At 56.0% G+C, this 16,071-nt stretch carries 14 protein-coding genes; 10 read left to right on the forward strand and 4 right to left on the reverse strand.

Annotated elements, in window-relative coordinates:
- Positions 1-25 precede the first annotated feature (25 nt).
- Together MWU55_RS04435 and MWU55_RS04440 are read right to left on the reverse strand one after the other, a co-directional pair.
- Positions 26-1,570 (reverse strand): alanine/glycine:cation symporter family protein, encoded by a 1,545-nt coding sequence (locus tag MWU55_RS04435; RefSeq protein ID WP_246934547.1) that lies wholly within the window; start codon positions 1,568-1,570, stop codon positions 26-28.
- 16 nt (positions 1,571-1,586) lie between these two features.
- Positions 1,587-2,021 (reverse strand): universal stress protein, encoded by a 435-nt coding sequence (locus MWU55_RS04440; RefSeq protein ID WP_246934548.1) that lies wholly within the window; start codon positions 2,019-2,021, stop codon positions 1,587-1,589.
- 144 nt (positions 2,022-2,165) lie between these two features.
- Between MWU55_RS04440 and MWU55_RS04445 the strand changes: the two genes are divergently transcribed.
- Positions 2,166-2,624 carry an Lrp/AsnC family transcriptional regulator gene (locus MWU55_RS04445; RefSeq protein ID WP_246934549.1) on the forward strand — a complete coding sequence of 153 codons (459 nt, stop codon included), beginning with the start codon at positions 2,166-2,168 and terminating at the stop codon, positions 2,622-2,624.
- A 37-nt stretch (positions 2,625-2,661) separates the two neighbouring features.
- Here MWU55_RS04445 and MWU55_RS04450 read toward each other — a convergent pair whose 3' ends face one another.
- Positions 2,662-3,120 (reverse strand): Lrp/AsnC family transcriptional regulator, encoded by a 459-nt coding sequence (locus MWU55_RS04450; protein WP_246934550.1) that lies wholly within the window; start codon positions 3,118-3,120, stop codon positions 2,662-2,664.
- Between the two features lie 114 nt (positions 3,121-3,234).
- Here MWU55_RS04450 and MWU55_RS04455 point away from each other — a divergent pair, with 114 nt between their 5' ends.
- From MWU55_RS04455 to MWU55_RS04470, 4 genes are all read left to right on the forward strand, one after another.
- Positions 3,235-4,434 carry a methionine gamma-lyase gene (locus tag MWU55_RS04455; protein ID WP_246934551.1) on the forward strand — a complete coding sequence of 400 codons (1,200 nt, stop codon included), beginning with the start codon at positions 3,235-3,237 and terminating at the stop codon, positions 4,432-4,434.
- 75 nt (positions 4,435-4,509) lie between these two features.
- Positions 4,510-5,832 carry a PLP-dependent aspartate aminotransferase family protein gene (locus MWU55_RS04460; RefSeq protein ID WP_246934552.1) on the forward strand — a complete coding sequence of 441 codons (1,323 nt, stop codon included), beginning with the start codon at positions 4,510-4,512 and terminating at the stop codon, positions 5,830-5,832.
- The gene (locus MWU55_RS04465) at positions 5,825-6,376 is read left to right on the forward strand and encodes an OsmC family protein (protein ID WP_246934553.1); all 552 of its coding nucleotides are present in this window, start codon (positions 5,825-5,827) and stop codon (positions 6,374-6,376) included. Before MWU55_RS04460 ends, MWU55_RS04465 begins: the two co-directional genes overlap by 8 nt.
- 48 nt (positions 6,377-6,424) lie before the next feature.
- Positions 6,425-8,815, forward strand: coding sequence for a 1-deoxy-D-xylulose-5-phosphate synthase N-terminal domain-containing protein (locus MWU55_RS04470; protein ID WP_246934554.1), 2,391 nt, complete (start codon positions 6,425-6,427; stop codon positions 8,813-8,815).
- A 62-nt stretch (positions 8,816-8,877) separates the two neighbouring features.
- Here the strand turns inward: MWU55_RS04470 and MWU55_RS04475 are convergent, their stop codons facing one another.
- Positions 8,878-9,915 carry a LacI family DNA-binding transcriptional regulator gene (locus tag MWU55_RS04475; protein ID WP_246934555.1) on the reverse strand — a complete coding sequence of 346 codons (1,038 nt, stop codon included), beginning with the start codon at positions 9,913-9,915 and terminating at the stop codon, positions 8,878-8,880.
- A gap of 98 nt (positions 9,916-10,013) precedes the next feature.
- Between MWU55_RS04475 and MWU55_RS04480 the strand changes: the two genes are divergently transcribed.
- The 5 genes from MWU55_RS04480 (at position 10,014) to MWU55_RS04500 (ending at position 15,964) form a co-directional block, all read left to right on the forward strand.
- The gene (locus tag MWU55_RS04480; protein WP_246934556.1) at positions 10,014-11,525 is read left to right on the forward strand and encodes a tripartite tricarboxylate transporter permease; all 1,512 of its coding nucleotides are present in this window, start codon (positions 10,014-10,016) and stop codon (positions 11,523-11,525) included.
- Positions 11,522-11,992 (forward strand): tripartite tricarboxylate transporter TctB family protein, encoded by a 471-nt coding sequence (locus MWU55_RS04485; protein ID WP_246934557.1) that lies wholly within the window; start codon positions 11,522-11,524, stop codon positions 11,990-11,992. The genes MWU55_RS04480 and MWU55_RS04485 overlap by 4 nt, the downstream gene beginning before the upstream one ends.
- Before the next feature lie 48 nt (positions 11,993-12,040).
- Positions 12,041-13,003, forward strand: a complete 963-nt coding sequence (locus MWU55_RS04490; protein WP_246934558.1) for a tripartite tricarboxylate transporter substrate binding protein — start codon at positions 12,041-12,043, stop codon at positions 13,001-13,003.
- 64 nt (positions 13,004-13,067) lie between these two features.
- Positions 13,068-14,471 (forward strand): aldehyde dehydrogenase family protein, encoded by a 1,404-nt coding sequence (locus MWU55_RS04495; RefSeq protein ID WP_246934559.1) that lies wholly within the window; start codon positions 13,068-13,070, stop codon positions 14,469-14,471.
- Entirely contained in the window at positions 14,468-15,964 is a 1,497-nt protein-coding gene (locus MWU55_RS04500; RefSeq protein ID WP_246934560.1) for an AMP-binding protein, read from the forward strand. The genes MWU55_RS04495 and MWU55_RS04500 overlap by 4 nt, the downstream gene beginning before the upstream one ends.
- Positions 15,965-16,071 lie beyond the last annotated feature (107 nt).

A 16,071-nucleotide genomic window follows, 5' to 3' on the forward strand; every position in this document is an offset into this window, starting at 1 on the left:
CACTCGTTAAAGGGATGCAACTACACTAGTGGAACTTTTTGATTTCGCCTGACTTGAGGCGCGACAGGTAACTGTCCAGTTCGCCTTTCACCACGGGCATCAGGAAGTACAGCGCTACGATGTTCACAACAGCCATGGCAAAGATCGCTGCGTCCGAGAAGTCGATTACTGGGCCAAGGTTGGCCGAGGCACCGATCACCACGAAGATGCAGAAGATGATCTTGAACACCAGTTCTTTGGTCTGTCCTTCGCCGAACAGGAAGGTCCAGGCCTTAAGGCCGTAGTAGGACCAGCTGATCATGGTCGAGAAGGCAAACAAGATTACCGCAATCGCCAGGATGTACTTGAAGAACGGAATGGCTGACGAGAATGCTGCAGATGTCAGCGCGACGCCTTTGTTGCCATCAACCGTTTGAATGGTCGATGCACCTTCGTCCAGCAGATACAGGCCTGTGTTCGGATCGCTGACCAACTGGCCAGTGATGATGATCACCAAAGCGGTCATCGTACAGATCACAACGGTGTCAATGAACGGCTCAAGCAAGGACACGAAGCCCTCGGTGATGGGCTCTTTCGTACGAACTGCCGAGTGGGCGATCGCGGCCGAACCCACGCCTGCTTCGTTCGAGAATGCGGCCCGTTTGAAGCCCTGGATCAGGGCGCCGACCATGCCGCCAGCAACACCGGCTCCGGTAAAGGCACCAGAGAAGATTTCGCCAAACGCCCAACCGATCATGTTTGCGTTCATGATCAGGATAACCAGTGCAGTCAGCACATAAAGCACGCCCATGAAAGGCACGACTTTCTCGGTTACTTTGGCGATGGATTTCAGACCACCAACGATCACTAAGAATACGATGATGGCAAAGATCAGACCAGTGATCCAACCCGGGAAGTCACCAACAACGTTTGCGATCTGAGCATGCGCTTGGTTGGCCTGGAACATGTTGCCGCCACCAAAGGCACCTAAGATACAGAAGACCGAGAATAGGACCGCCATGAAGCCGCCTGCTGGCAGACCACGTTCGGCAAAGCCTTTGGTCATGTAGTACATAGGGCCCCCGGATACGGTGCCGTCTTCGTACTCATTGCGGTACTTCACGCCCAGCGTACATTCGGTGAATTTCGACGCCATGCCCATGAGGCCAGCGAGGATCATCCAGAATGTTGCACCGGGTCCACCGATGCCTACCGCGACTGCAACGCCGGCAATGTTGCCAAGACCCACGGTGCCGGAAAGGGCGGTTGCAAGTGCTTGGAAGTGGCTAACCTCGCCCGCGTCATTGGGGTCGGAATAGTCACCTTTGACCAGCGAGATAGAGTGAGGGAAAGCCCGGAACTGGATAAAGCCGAAGTAAAGCGTAAATACAGTTGCGGCGATCACCAGCCACATCACGATCCACGGGAAGGAAGTTCCGGGGAACGGGCTGAAGATAAGTGTAACAAACCATCCGGTCGCGCTTGCGAAGCCTTCATTGATGGTCTGGTCCAATGATTGTGCCATGGCTGGCGCAGATGCTGCCAACATGGCGGGTGCAGCGAGAGCTGCCGCCTTAATTTGATTGGTCATGATGTTTCCTGTTCGCTTATGGCACAATGGTCACTGGCACCGGCGCTGCCTGCGCCAGGCTGATGGCCGCTGACCCGAAAACGCGGGATGAAAGGCCAGGTTCGCCATTGCGACCGATCACAATCTGATTGGCTCCGCATTCCCCGGCAATTTCTCCAAGGGTTGTTGCGATGTTTCCGTATTTCAGCGCCGTGTCGATCTGCAGCCCGCTGTCTTTCAGGCTTTCAACGGCTGGGGCAAGAATAGCAGCCTCAGCACGGGCCAATTCTTCACCGCGTCGCTTATGACGTTCTTCCAATTCAGTTGGTGTCAAAAACGAATATGGCGACCATTCCAGTACGTGAGCAACAACGATGCTGCCCCCCAGAGTTTTGGCCAGATCCGTAGCGAATGCGAGCGCCGCATTGGCGCTGTCACTGCCGTCATAACCGACGACGATCTTATGGGACATGTTTCCCTCCCTTAGTTGTAGCGTCCGTTTCAGGACAGTTTCAGGTTAGCGCAACCAAGATAAGAAAGGTTCTTCCATTTCTTGATTTACAGGAAAATTTCTGGAAATATTTCCATCTGAGCGCCTCAAAAGAGAAAATTTCCTATGGACCAACTCGATATCCACATTCTTTCCATCCTTCAGAAGGACGGTCAGATATCGATGGCACGACTATCCGACAAGGTCGGCCTGTCGTTGTCTGCGTGCCATAGGCGCGTCAAACTGCTTGAGGCTGAGGGGAAAATTTCCCACTACGCTGCCCGTTTGAATCGCAAGTCCGTGGGGCTTGAAATACAAATTTTCATCGAGGTCAAACTGGTAAGTGCACGGCGGACCGATATTTCGGCATTTGAAGAGGCCATTTGCCAGATGCCTGAGGTTCTGGAATGCCATCTGATTTCGGGTGAATTTGACTATCTCATCCGGGTGGCCGCCCGAAATACCGAGGATTACGAAGCGCTTTATCGTGAGCGGTTGTCGCTAATCCCATCGGTCGCGCAGATGAAGACCTTGCTGTGCCTTTCGACGGTGAAGGAATTCCGGGGGTTCCACCTGACAGCGTGACAACCGTTTGGTGGGCGCAATCCTTGTGGGGCGGACACTAAGACGCTGGCGGGAAGACCGCTGTCTTCTTGACCGTCCCGTAGACAAAGCTGGTGTCGATTGAAGCGATGCCTCCGATTGGGTGGATCCGGGTGCGGATGAAATCCTCGTATGCGTTCAGGTCAGGCACCAGAACCCGAAGCTGATAGTCCATCGCGCCCGTCATCACGTGACATTCCAGAACTTCGTCAATCAGGCGGACGCGTTTTTCGAAATTCTGCACATCTGCTTCGTTATGTCGTTCAAGCCGAACACGCACGAAGACTGTGATGGACAGGCCGTAGGCAGCTGGATCCACTTCAGCGCTGTATCCTTGGATCACGCCATCGGCTTCCAGATTGCGCACTCTGCGCAGGCATGGCGAGGGCGACAGGTTCACTTCCTGTGCAAGATCTTGATTGGTCATACGGCCATCTTTTTGCAATGCGCGTATGATCTGCCTGTCTTTCGCGTCCATCTCGGGTCCTCTATTGGCATATTATGCCAATATTTTACTAAATGGTGGCATAGTTGGCAATTCATTGCTGCTCAAAGGGGTTCATTATGTCTCAAAATGAATCAGGAGCTTCCCATGACCCAATCGCCAGGTTTCGCAACCCGTGCCATCCATCACGGCTATGACCCAAGATCCGAGCAGGGGGCACTGAATCCACCGATCTACATGACGTCGACCTTCACCTTTGAAAATGCCGAGGCAGGTGGCGAGATGTTTGCCGGCGAACGCGAAGGACATTTCTATTCGCGGATCTCAAACCCGACGCTGGATCATCTGGAACAGCGCATTGCAAATCTTGAAGGTGGTGAAGCGGGGCTGTGTACTGCTTCGGGCATGGGCGCGATCACCTCGACCCTTTGGTCGTTTCTAAGCGCGGGCGATGAGGTGATCATCGACAAAACGCTTTATGGCTGCACCTTTGCCTTTATGACCCATGGCTTGCCGCGCTTTGGGGTGAAGGTGAACTTGGTTGATTTGACGGACCCAGCCAACTTGAGCGCGGCCATCAGCGACAAAACCAAGATCGTCTATTTCGAAACGCCTGCCAACCCGAACAACCGATTGATCGACATTGAAGCGATTTCCGCAATCGCGCACCGCGCTGGGGCCAAGGTCATCGTTGATAATACTTATGCAACGCCAGTGCTGACCCGGCCGATTGAACATGGCGCGGATATCGTTGTGCATTCTGCGACCAAGTTTCTGGGCGGGCATGGTGATGTCATTGCCGGTCTTGTGGTCGGAAGCGAGGAAGACATCACTCAGATCCGTCTGGTCGGCCTGAAGGATATGACCGGCGCGGTTATGTCGCCGATAACTGCCATGCTTCTGCTACGTGGGATCAAAACGCTTGAGCTGCGGGTCGCGCGACACAGTGAAAGCGCCATGAAAGTGGCACAAGCACTTGAGGCTCATCCCGCGGTGCTGAAGGTTTCCTATCCTGGGCTGGACAGCTTTGAGCAGCGCGAGCTTGCAGGACGGCAGATGTCTGCTTTCGGGGGTATGATCCCGTTTGAAGTGAAAGGCGGGAAGGCCGGAGGGATCGCGGTGATGAACCGTCTGAAACTGATCCAGCGCGCTGTCAGCCTTGGCGATGCGGAAAGCCTTATCCAACACCCTGCGTCCATGACGCATTCCACCTACACGCCTGAAGAACGCGCCGAACATGGCATCGCAGAAGGTCTGGTCCGCTTGTCTGTTGGATTGGAAGCCTCTGATGACATCATTGACGATCTTTATGCCGCGCTTGGTGCGCACAACGCACAGGCAGCCTGATACAAGAAACAGGCGGACAGGCAGTGCGGGTTTTAGTCACGCCGTCATTCTTTTAGGGAGAAATCGGAGTTCACCATGTCGAATAAGAATATTCTGGGCGATCCGTCCAGCATAGCACCCGACTATTTAAATGATGGCTGGCTGAACGAGCTGGGCCGCACCCGTGGTGCTGGTCCGTTTCTGGCCAATCACCCAGCACCGGGCAGAGGAATGTCCACGACTTGCGTTCATGCAGGTACCCATGACGATCCACGCACTGGTGCCGTTGGAACCCCGATTTATCAGGCGTCGACCTTTGTGCTGAATGACAATCAGTATCAGTCCGTCGAAGATGGGTTTGCACGTGACCGCTTCATTTACTCGCGTTATGGCAACCCGTCGCAATGGGCGGTGCAGGAAAAGCTGGCGGCGCTGGAAGGCGCTGAATCCGCGATCGTATTCAGCTCGGGCATGGCGGCCATTACCAGCACTGTGATGGCGTTGGTGGACAAGGGCGCGCATGTCGTGGCCTCAAGCGACCTGTATGGCGGCACGTTCAACCTGTTTAATCAGGAATTCCCGACATTCGGAATGTCCTGCACCATGGTCGATTCTTATGATTTTGATGCGATCGAAGCCGCCATTCAGCCCAATACTCAGCTGATGTATTTCGAAGCGATCACCAACCCGCTTCTGAAGGTGATCGACATTCCGCGGCTGGTTGAGATCGCGAAACGTCGCAACGTGCGGCTGGTGGTAGACGCCACTTTTGCCCCGCCTGTCGCAATGCGCACGCTGGAGCATGGCGTTGATGTCGTGGTGCACTCAGCGTCGAAATACCTGAACGGGCACAGTGACCTGATTGCCGGTGTTGCCGCTGGTCCGCGAAAGCTGATCGACATGATCTGGCCACGGTTGCTGAACTACGGTGGCTCGCTGGATCCGCATGCCTGTTTCCTGTTGGAGCGCGGGTTGAAAACGCTTGATGTACGCATGCGCGCCCACGAGGAAAGCGCAACCGCTTTGGCAAAGTTCCTAGAGACACATCCACGGGTGAAAAAGGTCTTCTACCCGTTCTTGGAAAGCCATCCTGACTATGACACGGCCAAACGGCTTTTGAAGAACGGGATGGGCAATATCACCTTCGTCATTGAAGGCGGGGACAAGGCTGCACTGCGATTGGTGGATGCGTTGCGCATTCCGAAACAGGCCACCAGCCTAGGCGGTGTGGAAAGCTTGATCAGCCTGCCATTCAACACATCGCAAGCCACGTTCACCACCCGTCAGCGGGCCGATATCGGCATTGATCCCGGATGTGTACGCCTGTCTGTCGGCATTGAGGATGCAGACGATCTTATCGCCGATTTTGACCGCGCATTTGCCACCATATACTCATCAAAGGAACCCGCCCATGCGTAACAATATCCCTGTAGCCGCTCTTAGCGAATTCGTGAATGAAGTGGCCGACGTCCCCGAAGAGGCGTTGATGGACTATGGATTGGAAATCAAATGGGAAAGCGGCACCCGCTCGCGCAGCGAAACCAAACCGATGAAAGTTGGACCGCATCAGATCAGCCGCTCGTTCACCTGGAAATCGGATGAACCGCGCCAGTTGATGGGCAACAATCATGGGCCAAACCCGCAAGAACTTCTGCTGTCGGGGCTGGGGTCGTGCATGATGGTTAGCTTTGTGGCTGGTGCCACAGCTGCCGGTATTCAGCTGGAAACCGTGCGTATTGATTTTGATGCCACGCTGGACCTGCGCGGATTTATGGGGTTGGGTACCAACAGCACCGTTGGATTTCCAGAAGTCAAATACCGCATCTACGTGACGGGCGACGGGACAGAAGAACAATTCGCCGAACTTCACCGCAAGTCGGTTTCACACAGCCCGAATGCCCAGACGATCATGAACCCCGTGCAGATGACGGGCGAGATCATAAGCACCCAAATCGAAAGCTGACCGGCACGGTCCTGCCACGCCAAAACAGCTCTGCCAGAAAGTTCCAATATGACGACCACAGACCATCACCACCTTAAGACCATTGAACAGCGCCTGCTTTGGCTGTCGCATTGGATGATCCATCACGCCAACCACGTACGTCCCAAAGTGGACGGGATCAAAGTAGGCGGGCACCAGGCCAGCTCGGCCTCGATGGTGTCGATTATGACTGCGCTGTATTTCTCAACCCTGAAGCCGGAAGATCGTGTGGCGGTAAAGCCGCACGCTTCGCCCGTGTTTCACGCCATTCAGTATCTGATGGGCAACCAGACTCGCGAGAAGATGGAAAACTTCCGTGGTTATGGTGGGGTGCAGAGCTATCCCAGCCGGACCAAGGATATTGACGACGTTGATTTCTCGACGGGTTCGGTAGGCCTGGGTGTGGCGGTGACCTCGTTTGCGTCGCTGATCCAAGATTACATCAAGGCAAAAAGCTGGGGTGCGGATGCGCCGATGGGTCGTATGGTGGCGCTGGTTGGTGACGCTGAATTGGACGAGGGCAACATCTACGAAGCCCTTCAGGAAGGTTGGAAAAACGACCTGCGTAACACGTGGTGGATTATCGACTATAACCGCCAATCGCTGGACGGGATCGTGCGCGAAGGCCTGTTCGAGCGTGTCGAGAAGATCTTTGACGCCTTCGGCTGGGTCGTTGTGCGCATCAAGCATGGCGCGCTGCAACGTGCGGCGTTTGAAGAACCGGGCGGCGACAAGCTGCGCGACTGGATCGATAGTTGCCCGAACCAAGACTACTCGGCCCTGACGTTCATGGGTGGCGAAGTTTGGCGCAAGCGGCTGATGGATGATCTGGGCGATCAAGGCGACGTCACTGCGCTGATTGAAAAGCGCAGCGATGAAGAGCTGGCCGCCCTTATGGAAAACCTCGGCGGTAACTGCGTCGAGACGATGGCCCAGACCTTTGACGCCATCGACCACGACCGTCCTACTTGTTTCCTGGCCTATACGATCAAGGGCTGGGGCACGCCGATTGCAGGCCATAAGGACAACCACGGCGGCTTGATGAACAACACGCAGTTTGGCGCGTGGCAGAAGCACATGGGCGTGGCTGAAGATGATGAATGGGAGCCTCTGGCCACCGTCGAAGATCAGGCCGCCATGCGAGATTTCTTGTCGAAAGTGCCGTTCTTTGCCCAAGGTCCGCGCCGACTTTCCGATGAAAAGATCGAAGTGCCTGCGATCGAGATGGATACCTCGCGCGAGATCTCGACCCAGATGGCGTTTGGTAAGGTGCTCGATGACCTGTCCAAGGGTGACAGCAAGCTAGCGGAGCGGATTGTAACGACTTCCCCTGACGTGACGGGCACCACGAACCTTGGTCCGTGGGTGAACCGCCGCAAGCTGTTCGCCCGCACCGCTCAGGCAGATGCGTTTATCGAAAACCGCATCCCCTCGACCGCGAAGTGGGAATTCAAACCGGAAGGGCAACATATCGAACTTGGCATTGCCGAGATGAACCTGATGCTTCTTCTGGGGGCTGCGGGCCTGAGCCACAGCTTGTTTGGTAAGCGATTGATTCCGGTTGGTACCGTCTACGATCCCTTCGTGGCGCGCGGGTTGGATGCGTTGAACTATGCTTGTTATCAGGATGCGCGATTCCTGCTGGTCGGCACCCCATCAGGCGTCACGCTGGCCCCAGAAGGTGGCGCGCACCAGTCGATTGGTTCGCCGCTGATCGGCATGTCGCAAGATGGGCTTGCATCGTTCGAGCCAGCCTTTGCAGACGAATTGGCGGTGATCATGGAGTGGGCGTTTGACTACCTTCAGCGTGATGGCGAAGGCGATCCGGACGAGCGCACATGGCTGCGTGACGAGACCGGCGGCTCGGTCTATCTGCGTCTGACCACCAACCCAATTGAGCAGCCCGGTAAACGGGTGGACGAGGACTTCCGCCAAGGGGCCATCGATGGTGCCTATTGGATGCGCAAACCTGGTCCCAATTGCGAGGTCGTGATTGCCTATCAAGGTTCGGTCGCCCCAGAAGCGATCAAGGCCGCTGGCAGGATCGGTGAAGGGCGTCGCGATGTCGGCGTTCTCTCTGTCACCTCGGCAGATCGTTTGAACGCAGGCTGGACAGCAGCGCAACGTGCGCGGTCGCGTGGCAATACCGACGCGCAATCTCACATCGAAGCGCTGTTGGCCACGTTGCCCCCCCATTGCAAGATCATCACGGTGATCGACGGCCACCCCGCGACGCTTTCGTGGTTGGGTTCAGTGGCTGGTCATCAGACGATCCCGCTGGGTATCGAGCATTTCGGCCAAACCGGAACGATCGGCGATCTGTATCGCCATCACGGGATTGATGCCCAAGCGATTGTCGAGAAGGTGAACGGCTTGACCGTAGGACGGCGGCTTTTGCGAGGCGCAAACGCGCCTGCTTGATGCGACCGTTCAAAAGTCGCCACACTCAGCGCTTTGCTGTGAGCGGCGACCACAAGAAACTCTTAGGGCGTTGTGCTTCTTGGTGAAGAAGTCGACGCCCTTTGCACAAGCCGAAGTTCGCAATTCGTGGCAGTTGTCCCTTCGGTTTCGCCTGTCACCGTTTTGATAATCTGCTCAGCTGCCAACGTGCCGATACGCCGTGCTGGAATGCGGATGGTGGACAGCGATGGTTCGATCTCGCCAGAGCCTTTGAAGTCCCCGATCCCCATGATCGACAGATCATCTGGCACATGAAGGCCTAGCTGAAGCGCGGCATATAGAACGCCTTGCGCAATGATGTCATTGCCACACAGGATTGCTGTCGGTCGTTGGGGCCCGGACAGCAGTGTCAGACTCGCCTGTTTGGCGTCTGCAATATTGTAGGGGGCTTCAAGTCGCCAGTCATCCGGGATCGCAATCTGATCTTGCTGAAACGTATCAGAGGCCCCTTGCAGGCGGTCGCGGGCACGGTCATTTCCATCCGGATCTGGAAAGATAAGCGCGATGTCGCGATGACCTAAGTCCAATAGATGCCGCGCGGCCAATCGACCTGCTTCTGAGTTCTGAACACCAACACAGGATAGCCGTGCATCTGTTTCGTAGTTCCAGATTGCGACGCTTGGAATGGCTTGCTGTTCGATCAGTTGATAGGTCGCTTCGCTGTGCTCAAGGCCAATAACTGCAAGCCCATCAACCCGGTGCTCAAGAAGTTTTCGCAGCATCGCATATTCACGATCAAGGTCGAAGCCGTGCGACACAATAAGCATCGTAAATCCCAGCTGATCCAGCGCTTCGGAAAACGATTGGATGAGCTCTGCAAAGATTGCATTGTCGATTGTCGGGACTACCAATCCGATAGTCCCGGTCCTGCGACCATGCATAACCTGCGCGGCCCGGTTGCGGATATATCCCAGCTTTTGCACCGCCCGATCGATTTTCTTGCGAGTCGCTGGCTTCAACAAATCCGGGTGATTGAAGCTTCGCGACACGGTCGAGATTGATACCCCAGCCGCCTTCGCAACATCGACAATATCTGGCTTACTCTTTTGTTTTTGATTCATATTTCGGGTTTTTCACGCTAAAAAATGAAAACATTTGCAAAACTATTTTCATGTCTTAGCTTAAATTGTCAACGCGTGATCAACAACGGGACTGCATCTTGGAATTTCTCTACTACTTCGGTGATGTGTTCACCCCCATCTCATTTGGCCTTTTGCTTTTGGGCACGATTGGGGGGCTCATCCTTGGTGCCACACCAGGGCTTTCGCCCACGATGGCTGTCGCGCTGTTAATTCCTTTCACTTTTCATCTGGCGCCCGTTCAGGGTCTGATCCTTCTAGGGGCAGCCTACACGTCGACTGTGGCGGGTGGCGCGGTCAGTGCAATCCTTCTGAAAATTCCCGGCGCGCCTGCAAACATCGCGACAACGCTGGATGGCCACACAATGGCGAAGCAAGGCAAAGGCGCACAGGCACTTCAGCTAAGCTTCCTTGCGTCGGCGGTTGGGGGCGTGATTGGTGTGCTTCTCTTGATCTTCTTGACGCCTGTTCTGGCACAATGGGCACTGGCTTTCGGTCCCAGCCATCTGTTCTGGCTCGCCATCCTTGGCGTTACCGTCATTGGATCGCTGGACAGCGCTTCGGTGGTGAAGGGTCTGCTGTCGGGTTGCATTGGCCTGTGGCTCGCAACCATTGGATTTGACGACATCATGGGTGCACAGCGGTTTATCTTCCACCCGGCTTTAGGTGGTGGGATCAACATCATCGCCGCGCTGATCGGGCTGTTTGCCATTCCTCAGGTTCTGACCATGTTCGCCAAAGGGCGCAGCGCGACGAATGCGGAGGTGATCGAAGTCGAGAAGCATTCGATCATGGATGCGGTGAGAGAGCTTCTTCGTCGTCCTAAAGCCCTGACCATCGGAACCATCACAGGTTCGGTCATCGGACTTATACCGGGTGTTGGTGGCCAGATTGCGGGCCTTGTCGCCTATGACCAAACCAAGAAATTCAGCTCGGAGCGAGAGAAATTCGGTAAGGGCCACAGCGAAGGCGTGATCGCGGCCGAAAGCGCAAACAACGCGATGGTTGGACCCAGTCTTGTGCCGCTTTTGACGCTTTCGATCCCTGGTTCACCCACTGCGGCGGTGCTGCTCGGCGGTTTGCTGATCCACGGCATTTTCCCGGGCACTGACCTCTTTGATAATCACCCAGACGTGGCGTGGACCTTCATCAATTCGATGCTGATCGGACAAATCCTGATGTGCATCTTCGGTCTTTACGTCGCTGGCCTTGCCGCCCGTGTGGCGCAGGTCCCGCAAAGCGTCATGGCTGCGGTCGTGCTTGGGCTTGCTGTCTTCGGCAGCTACTCGGTCCAGTCCAGCATGGGCGACGTTTACGTTATGGCGACGCTGGGCGTCATGATGTACTTCCTTGAACGCTTCGGATTTTCGGCCGCACCACTGGTGCTCGGCCTGATCCTTGGCCCGATCGCCGAGGCAAACTTCATCCAAGGATCGATGATTGCAGGGGCCACCGATGGCATGGCCAGCTATTTCCTGACCGGCACGCTGAACATCGTCCTGATCGCAATCGTCGTCGCTTCCATTGCCTATTCGGTTTGGATGGAACTTCGCAGCCGCCGCTACACGTCGAAAGAGGAGATCATGGGATGAGCTATGTAAGTCTTCCCCGCGTTCAACACATCGTGGCCTCTGGCTTTATTGCAGCAGTTGGGATGTGGGTGGCTTGGATAAGCTATACCCAGCAACCGTCCGAGGCATTCCTGTTCCCGCGCCTCATCTCGACAGTCTTCGTCGTGTTGGCCTTGTGGACGTTTGTCAAAGCAATCCTTGGCTGGACAAAGGTCGGTAACGGAGTTTCGCGACGGGATTTCGTCTGGCTGCTTCCGGGTTTGATCATCGCGCTCATTTACATTTTCTGGGGGGCAAAGGCGCTGGGCTTCTACACAGCTGGCACCATCGCCTTCTTCATCTTGCTAAGCTTTTACGACCCTTCACCACATGGCGTAGCCAAAACCTGGATCAAGCGGGTGATCATCACCGCTGGGTTTCTGGCCGTGATGTATGGGCTCTTCGCCATGCTGCTCAAGGTTTACACACCACGAGAGATATTTTTCTGAACAAGACCGCGCAAAAGCGGCAAACGCACATCCAAGGGAGGATCTAAAATGAAACATCTACTGGCAGGCGCCGCATTGGCGCTGATGTCCCTAACCGGTGGCGTAGCCATCGCCGAGGACTACCCTGAACGTCCCATCATGATGATGGTTAGCTATGGTGCAGGCGGCGCAACCGACTTCCAAGCGCGTATCGTCACCATGACAGCGGGAAACGAAGACGCGCTTGGCATGCCCATCGCGATCATCAACAAGCCGGGCGCGGGTGGCCGCGTGGGTTGGAACTGGTTTGCAACTCAGGCCGAGGCTGATGGCTACACGCTGGGTGCCTACAACATCCCGCACTTCATCGCACAGTCGATCAAAGGCGGTGTCGAGTATTCGGCAGACAGCTTTGAGCCGATCGCCAACTGGGGTGCAGACCCTGCGGTCTTCGTCGTCGGTAAAGACAGCCCGATGAACTCGATGGAAGACGTTGTGAACTACGCCAAGGAAAACCCAGGCAAGTTGACCTTCTCAGGTGCAGGCCTGTTTGTGGGTCACCACATTGCAGCCCTTCAGCTTGAGAAAGCCGCAGGCGTGAAAATGGCTTACATCCCGACCAAAGGTGGCGGCGCAGCAGCCATGAAAGCCGTGATCGCAGGTGACGTCATGGGCGGGGTGAACAACTTGTCCGACGCATTCCGCGCTCAGGAAGCAGGCAACGTCAAAATTCTTGGCGTGTTCGACCTGGAACGCAACGAGTTCCTGCCCGACGTTCCAACCCTGAAAGAGCAGGGATTTGACATCGACAACGCCAGCGTGAACTTCCGCGGTGTTATGGTGCCCAAAGGCACCCCGCAAGAGGTCATCGACAAGCTTGCCGCTGCCGTGCCTGAAATGTTCAAGAATTCGCGCGTGGCAGGTAAAATGAAAGCCGGTGGTTCGCCCATGCACATCATGACCCGTGAAGAGGTTCAAGCGATGTGGGCAGCCCGTCAAGAGACCCTGAAAGAGCTTCTGGCAGGTCTTTAACAAGTAGAGCAGTACCAACGGATAGGGCGGATGGCGCCCTATCCACTTCAATAGGATTTTCGTGATGAATGCACATGATGATGTAGCCCAAGTAAGCGCGATTGTGGCCAGTGCGCGTGCTGCCCAGAAAGCTTACGAGTCTGGCGCCAACCAAGCACGATATGACCGCGCGGCCGAAGCCGCCGCTTGGGCGATCATGGAGCCTTCACGCAACAAGGCTTTGGCCGAGCTTGCGGTCGAGACGACCGGGCTTGGCAACGTGCCCGACAAGATCATCAAAAACCATCGCAAGACGCTTGGCCTTATGCGCGACATCAAGGGCGTGAAAACGCATGGGATCATCAGCGATGACGCGGCCACCGGCATCACCGAGATCGCCCGCCCCATAGGGGTGATTGGCGCTGTGGTGCCTTCGACCAATCCGGCGGCGACGCCCGCCAACAACATCATCAACGCTTTGAAGTGTGGCAACGCGGTGGTTGTTGCCCCGTCGCCCAAAGGTGTGGCAAGCTGCGAGCTGCTTCTGTCCTACATTCACGCCGAGTTCGACAAGCTGGGGCTGGATCATGATCTGGTCCAGATGATCCCCGCGCCGGGCTCCAAAGCAAAAACACAAGCGATGATGGAGCTGAGCGACCGTGTGATCTGCACTGGGAGCCAAAACAACGTTCATCGTGCGCAAACTTGTGGGACACCCGCCGTGGCCGTTGGTGCGGGCAATGTCACCGTGATCGTGGATGAGACCGCAGATCTGACCGCCGCAGCCCAGAAGATCACCGCGTCTAAGACCTTTGACAACGCGACCTCGTGTTCGTCGGAAAACTCGATGATCGTGGTCGATGCGATCTATGACGACTTCATCTCAGCGCTCGCCGAAGAAGGAGGAGCGCTGGTGGTAGACGAAGCGCAGATCGTTTCGAAGCTTTGGCCCGACGGGCACCTGAACCGCGAAGTCATCGCGCAGGATGCAGACAAAATGATCGAGGCACTGGGCCTGTCCGGTCAAGTGCCGGATGATACCAAGTTCCTTGCGGTCGAAACGCAAGGGATCGGCGCGGACCATCCGCTTTCGGGCGAAAAACTCAGCCGTGTCGCGGCGCTGTATCGCGCGAGGGACTATGAGGACGCGCAGGCCATCGCAACGCGTATTCTGGAGTATCAAGGGGCAGGGCATTCCATCGGCATTCACACCGCTGATGATGCACGCGCCGTGTCGCTGGGGGCGTCGATGCCGACCTGCCGGGTCATCGTCAATCAGGCGCATACCTTTGCGACCGGAGGGTCTTTCAACAACGGCATGCCCTTCTCGCTTTCGATGGGATGCGGCAGTTGGGGCGGCAATGCGATAGATGAAAACCTACATTGGAAGCACTTCATCCAGAGCACAAAGATCGTGCGAGAGATCCCACCCGTTGAACCGGCCGTCGAAGACATCTTCGCGGATTACTGGGCCGACGCCGGGAAATGATCGCGAACGATCATACGCCCCCCAATGGCACCGTCCGAGACTGGCTGGATGATCGGGCAGGCACCATCGGTGATCGTGACGCCTATCTGTTTTTCGACGGAGAGCCTGCGCTGACATGGTCAGAGTTGCAGGGTAGGGCGCGGCAGTTGGCCGGGCATTTGACAGCGTTGGGACTGGAAAAGGGGGCCAGTGTTGCGATCCTTCAGCCTAACGGGCGCGAGGCAGTCGAATGCCTTTATGGTGCGCTCTATGGCGGGTTCCGCGCGACCGTGATCAACCTTGTCGCTGGGGACGAGGCAATTGGATATGCGCTGGACCATTGCGAGGCACGTATCGCGCTTGTTGGTGACGCCCAGCTGGAGTTGTTCGAAAGAGTTCGCCCCAAAGATATGTCACGGTTCTCTGTTGCTTGCACGAGCGAGAGCGCGACATTGCACCCGCTCGGCCCCGAAGACGATGCGCTTTTGATGTATACATCGGGCACGACTGGCCGCCCAAAGGGTGTTGTTCACAGCCACGCGAGTCTGCTGGCCGGCGGTTGGACGCCCACTGTGGCCCACAAGCTGACGCCAAAAGATCGTGGCCTTTGCGTGCTTCCGATTTATCATATCAACGGGCTATGCGTGACCGTCTTGAGCGCGCTGGTTTCGGGTGGGTCATTGGCTGTGTCCGAGAAGTTTTCGGCAAGCAAATTCTGGGACCAGTGCGAAACTGCCAAGGTGACGTGGTTCTCGGTCGTGCCGACGATCATCTCTCATCTACTGCATTCGGATATCACACCTTCATCCGAAACCCGTGCCGGTCTGCGCTTTGGGCGTTCAGCCTCTTCTCCGCTATCGCCGGATGTTCAAACCGCGTTCGAAACCCGCTTCGAGGTCCCGATTGTCGAGACGATGGGGCTGACGGAAACTGCGGCACAGATCCTATCCAATCCTTTGCCTCCGGGTGTGCGCAAAATAGGGTCACCGGGAAAGGCCTATGGGAATGAAGCGTGTATTTTGTCTTCTGACCTGAAACCCCTGCCGCCGAACACCAAAGGTGAGATCGCAGTGCGTGGTCCAAATGTGATGCGCGAGTATCTGAAGAACCCCGAAGCCACGCGTGAAACGTTCACCTCCGACGGATGGTTGCGCACCGGGGATCTTGGGCATGTGGATGAAGACGGGTATTTCTTTGTCACGGGGCGTTTGAAAGAGTTGATCATCAAAGGCGGCGAAAACATCGCCCCACGTGAGATCGACGAGGCGCTTTATTCGCACCCAGATGTGGTTGAAGCTGCCGCGTTTGCCCGTCCCTGCGAAACCTATGGTGAGCGGGTCGAGGCGGCCGTTAAACTGCGCGATGGATCAGAGCTGTCGACCGAGCAGCTGGTGAATATCTGTGTCGAGAAGCTGGGCAAGTTTAAATCCCCCGATGCCATCTATGTGCTGGAAGATTTGCCCAAGGGACCCTCGGGGAAGATCCAAAGGATCAAACTGATTGAGATGGTGTAGGGGGCGCTGAAACCTACCTTAGTTCTTGCAAATCCTCTGTTCCACAATCCTGATCTAGCAAGTTCTGGAAGGTCTGATTGGTGCGCTCCCTTGGCATCCACAAAACC

This window comes from Aliiroseovarius sp. F20344 (assembly GCF_023016155.1).
Taxonomy (GTDB): Bacteria; Pseudomonadota; Alphaproteobacteria; order Rhodobacterales; family Rhodobacteraceae; genus Aliiroseovarius.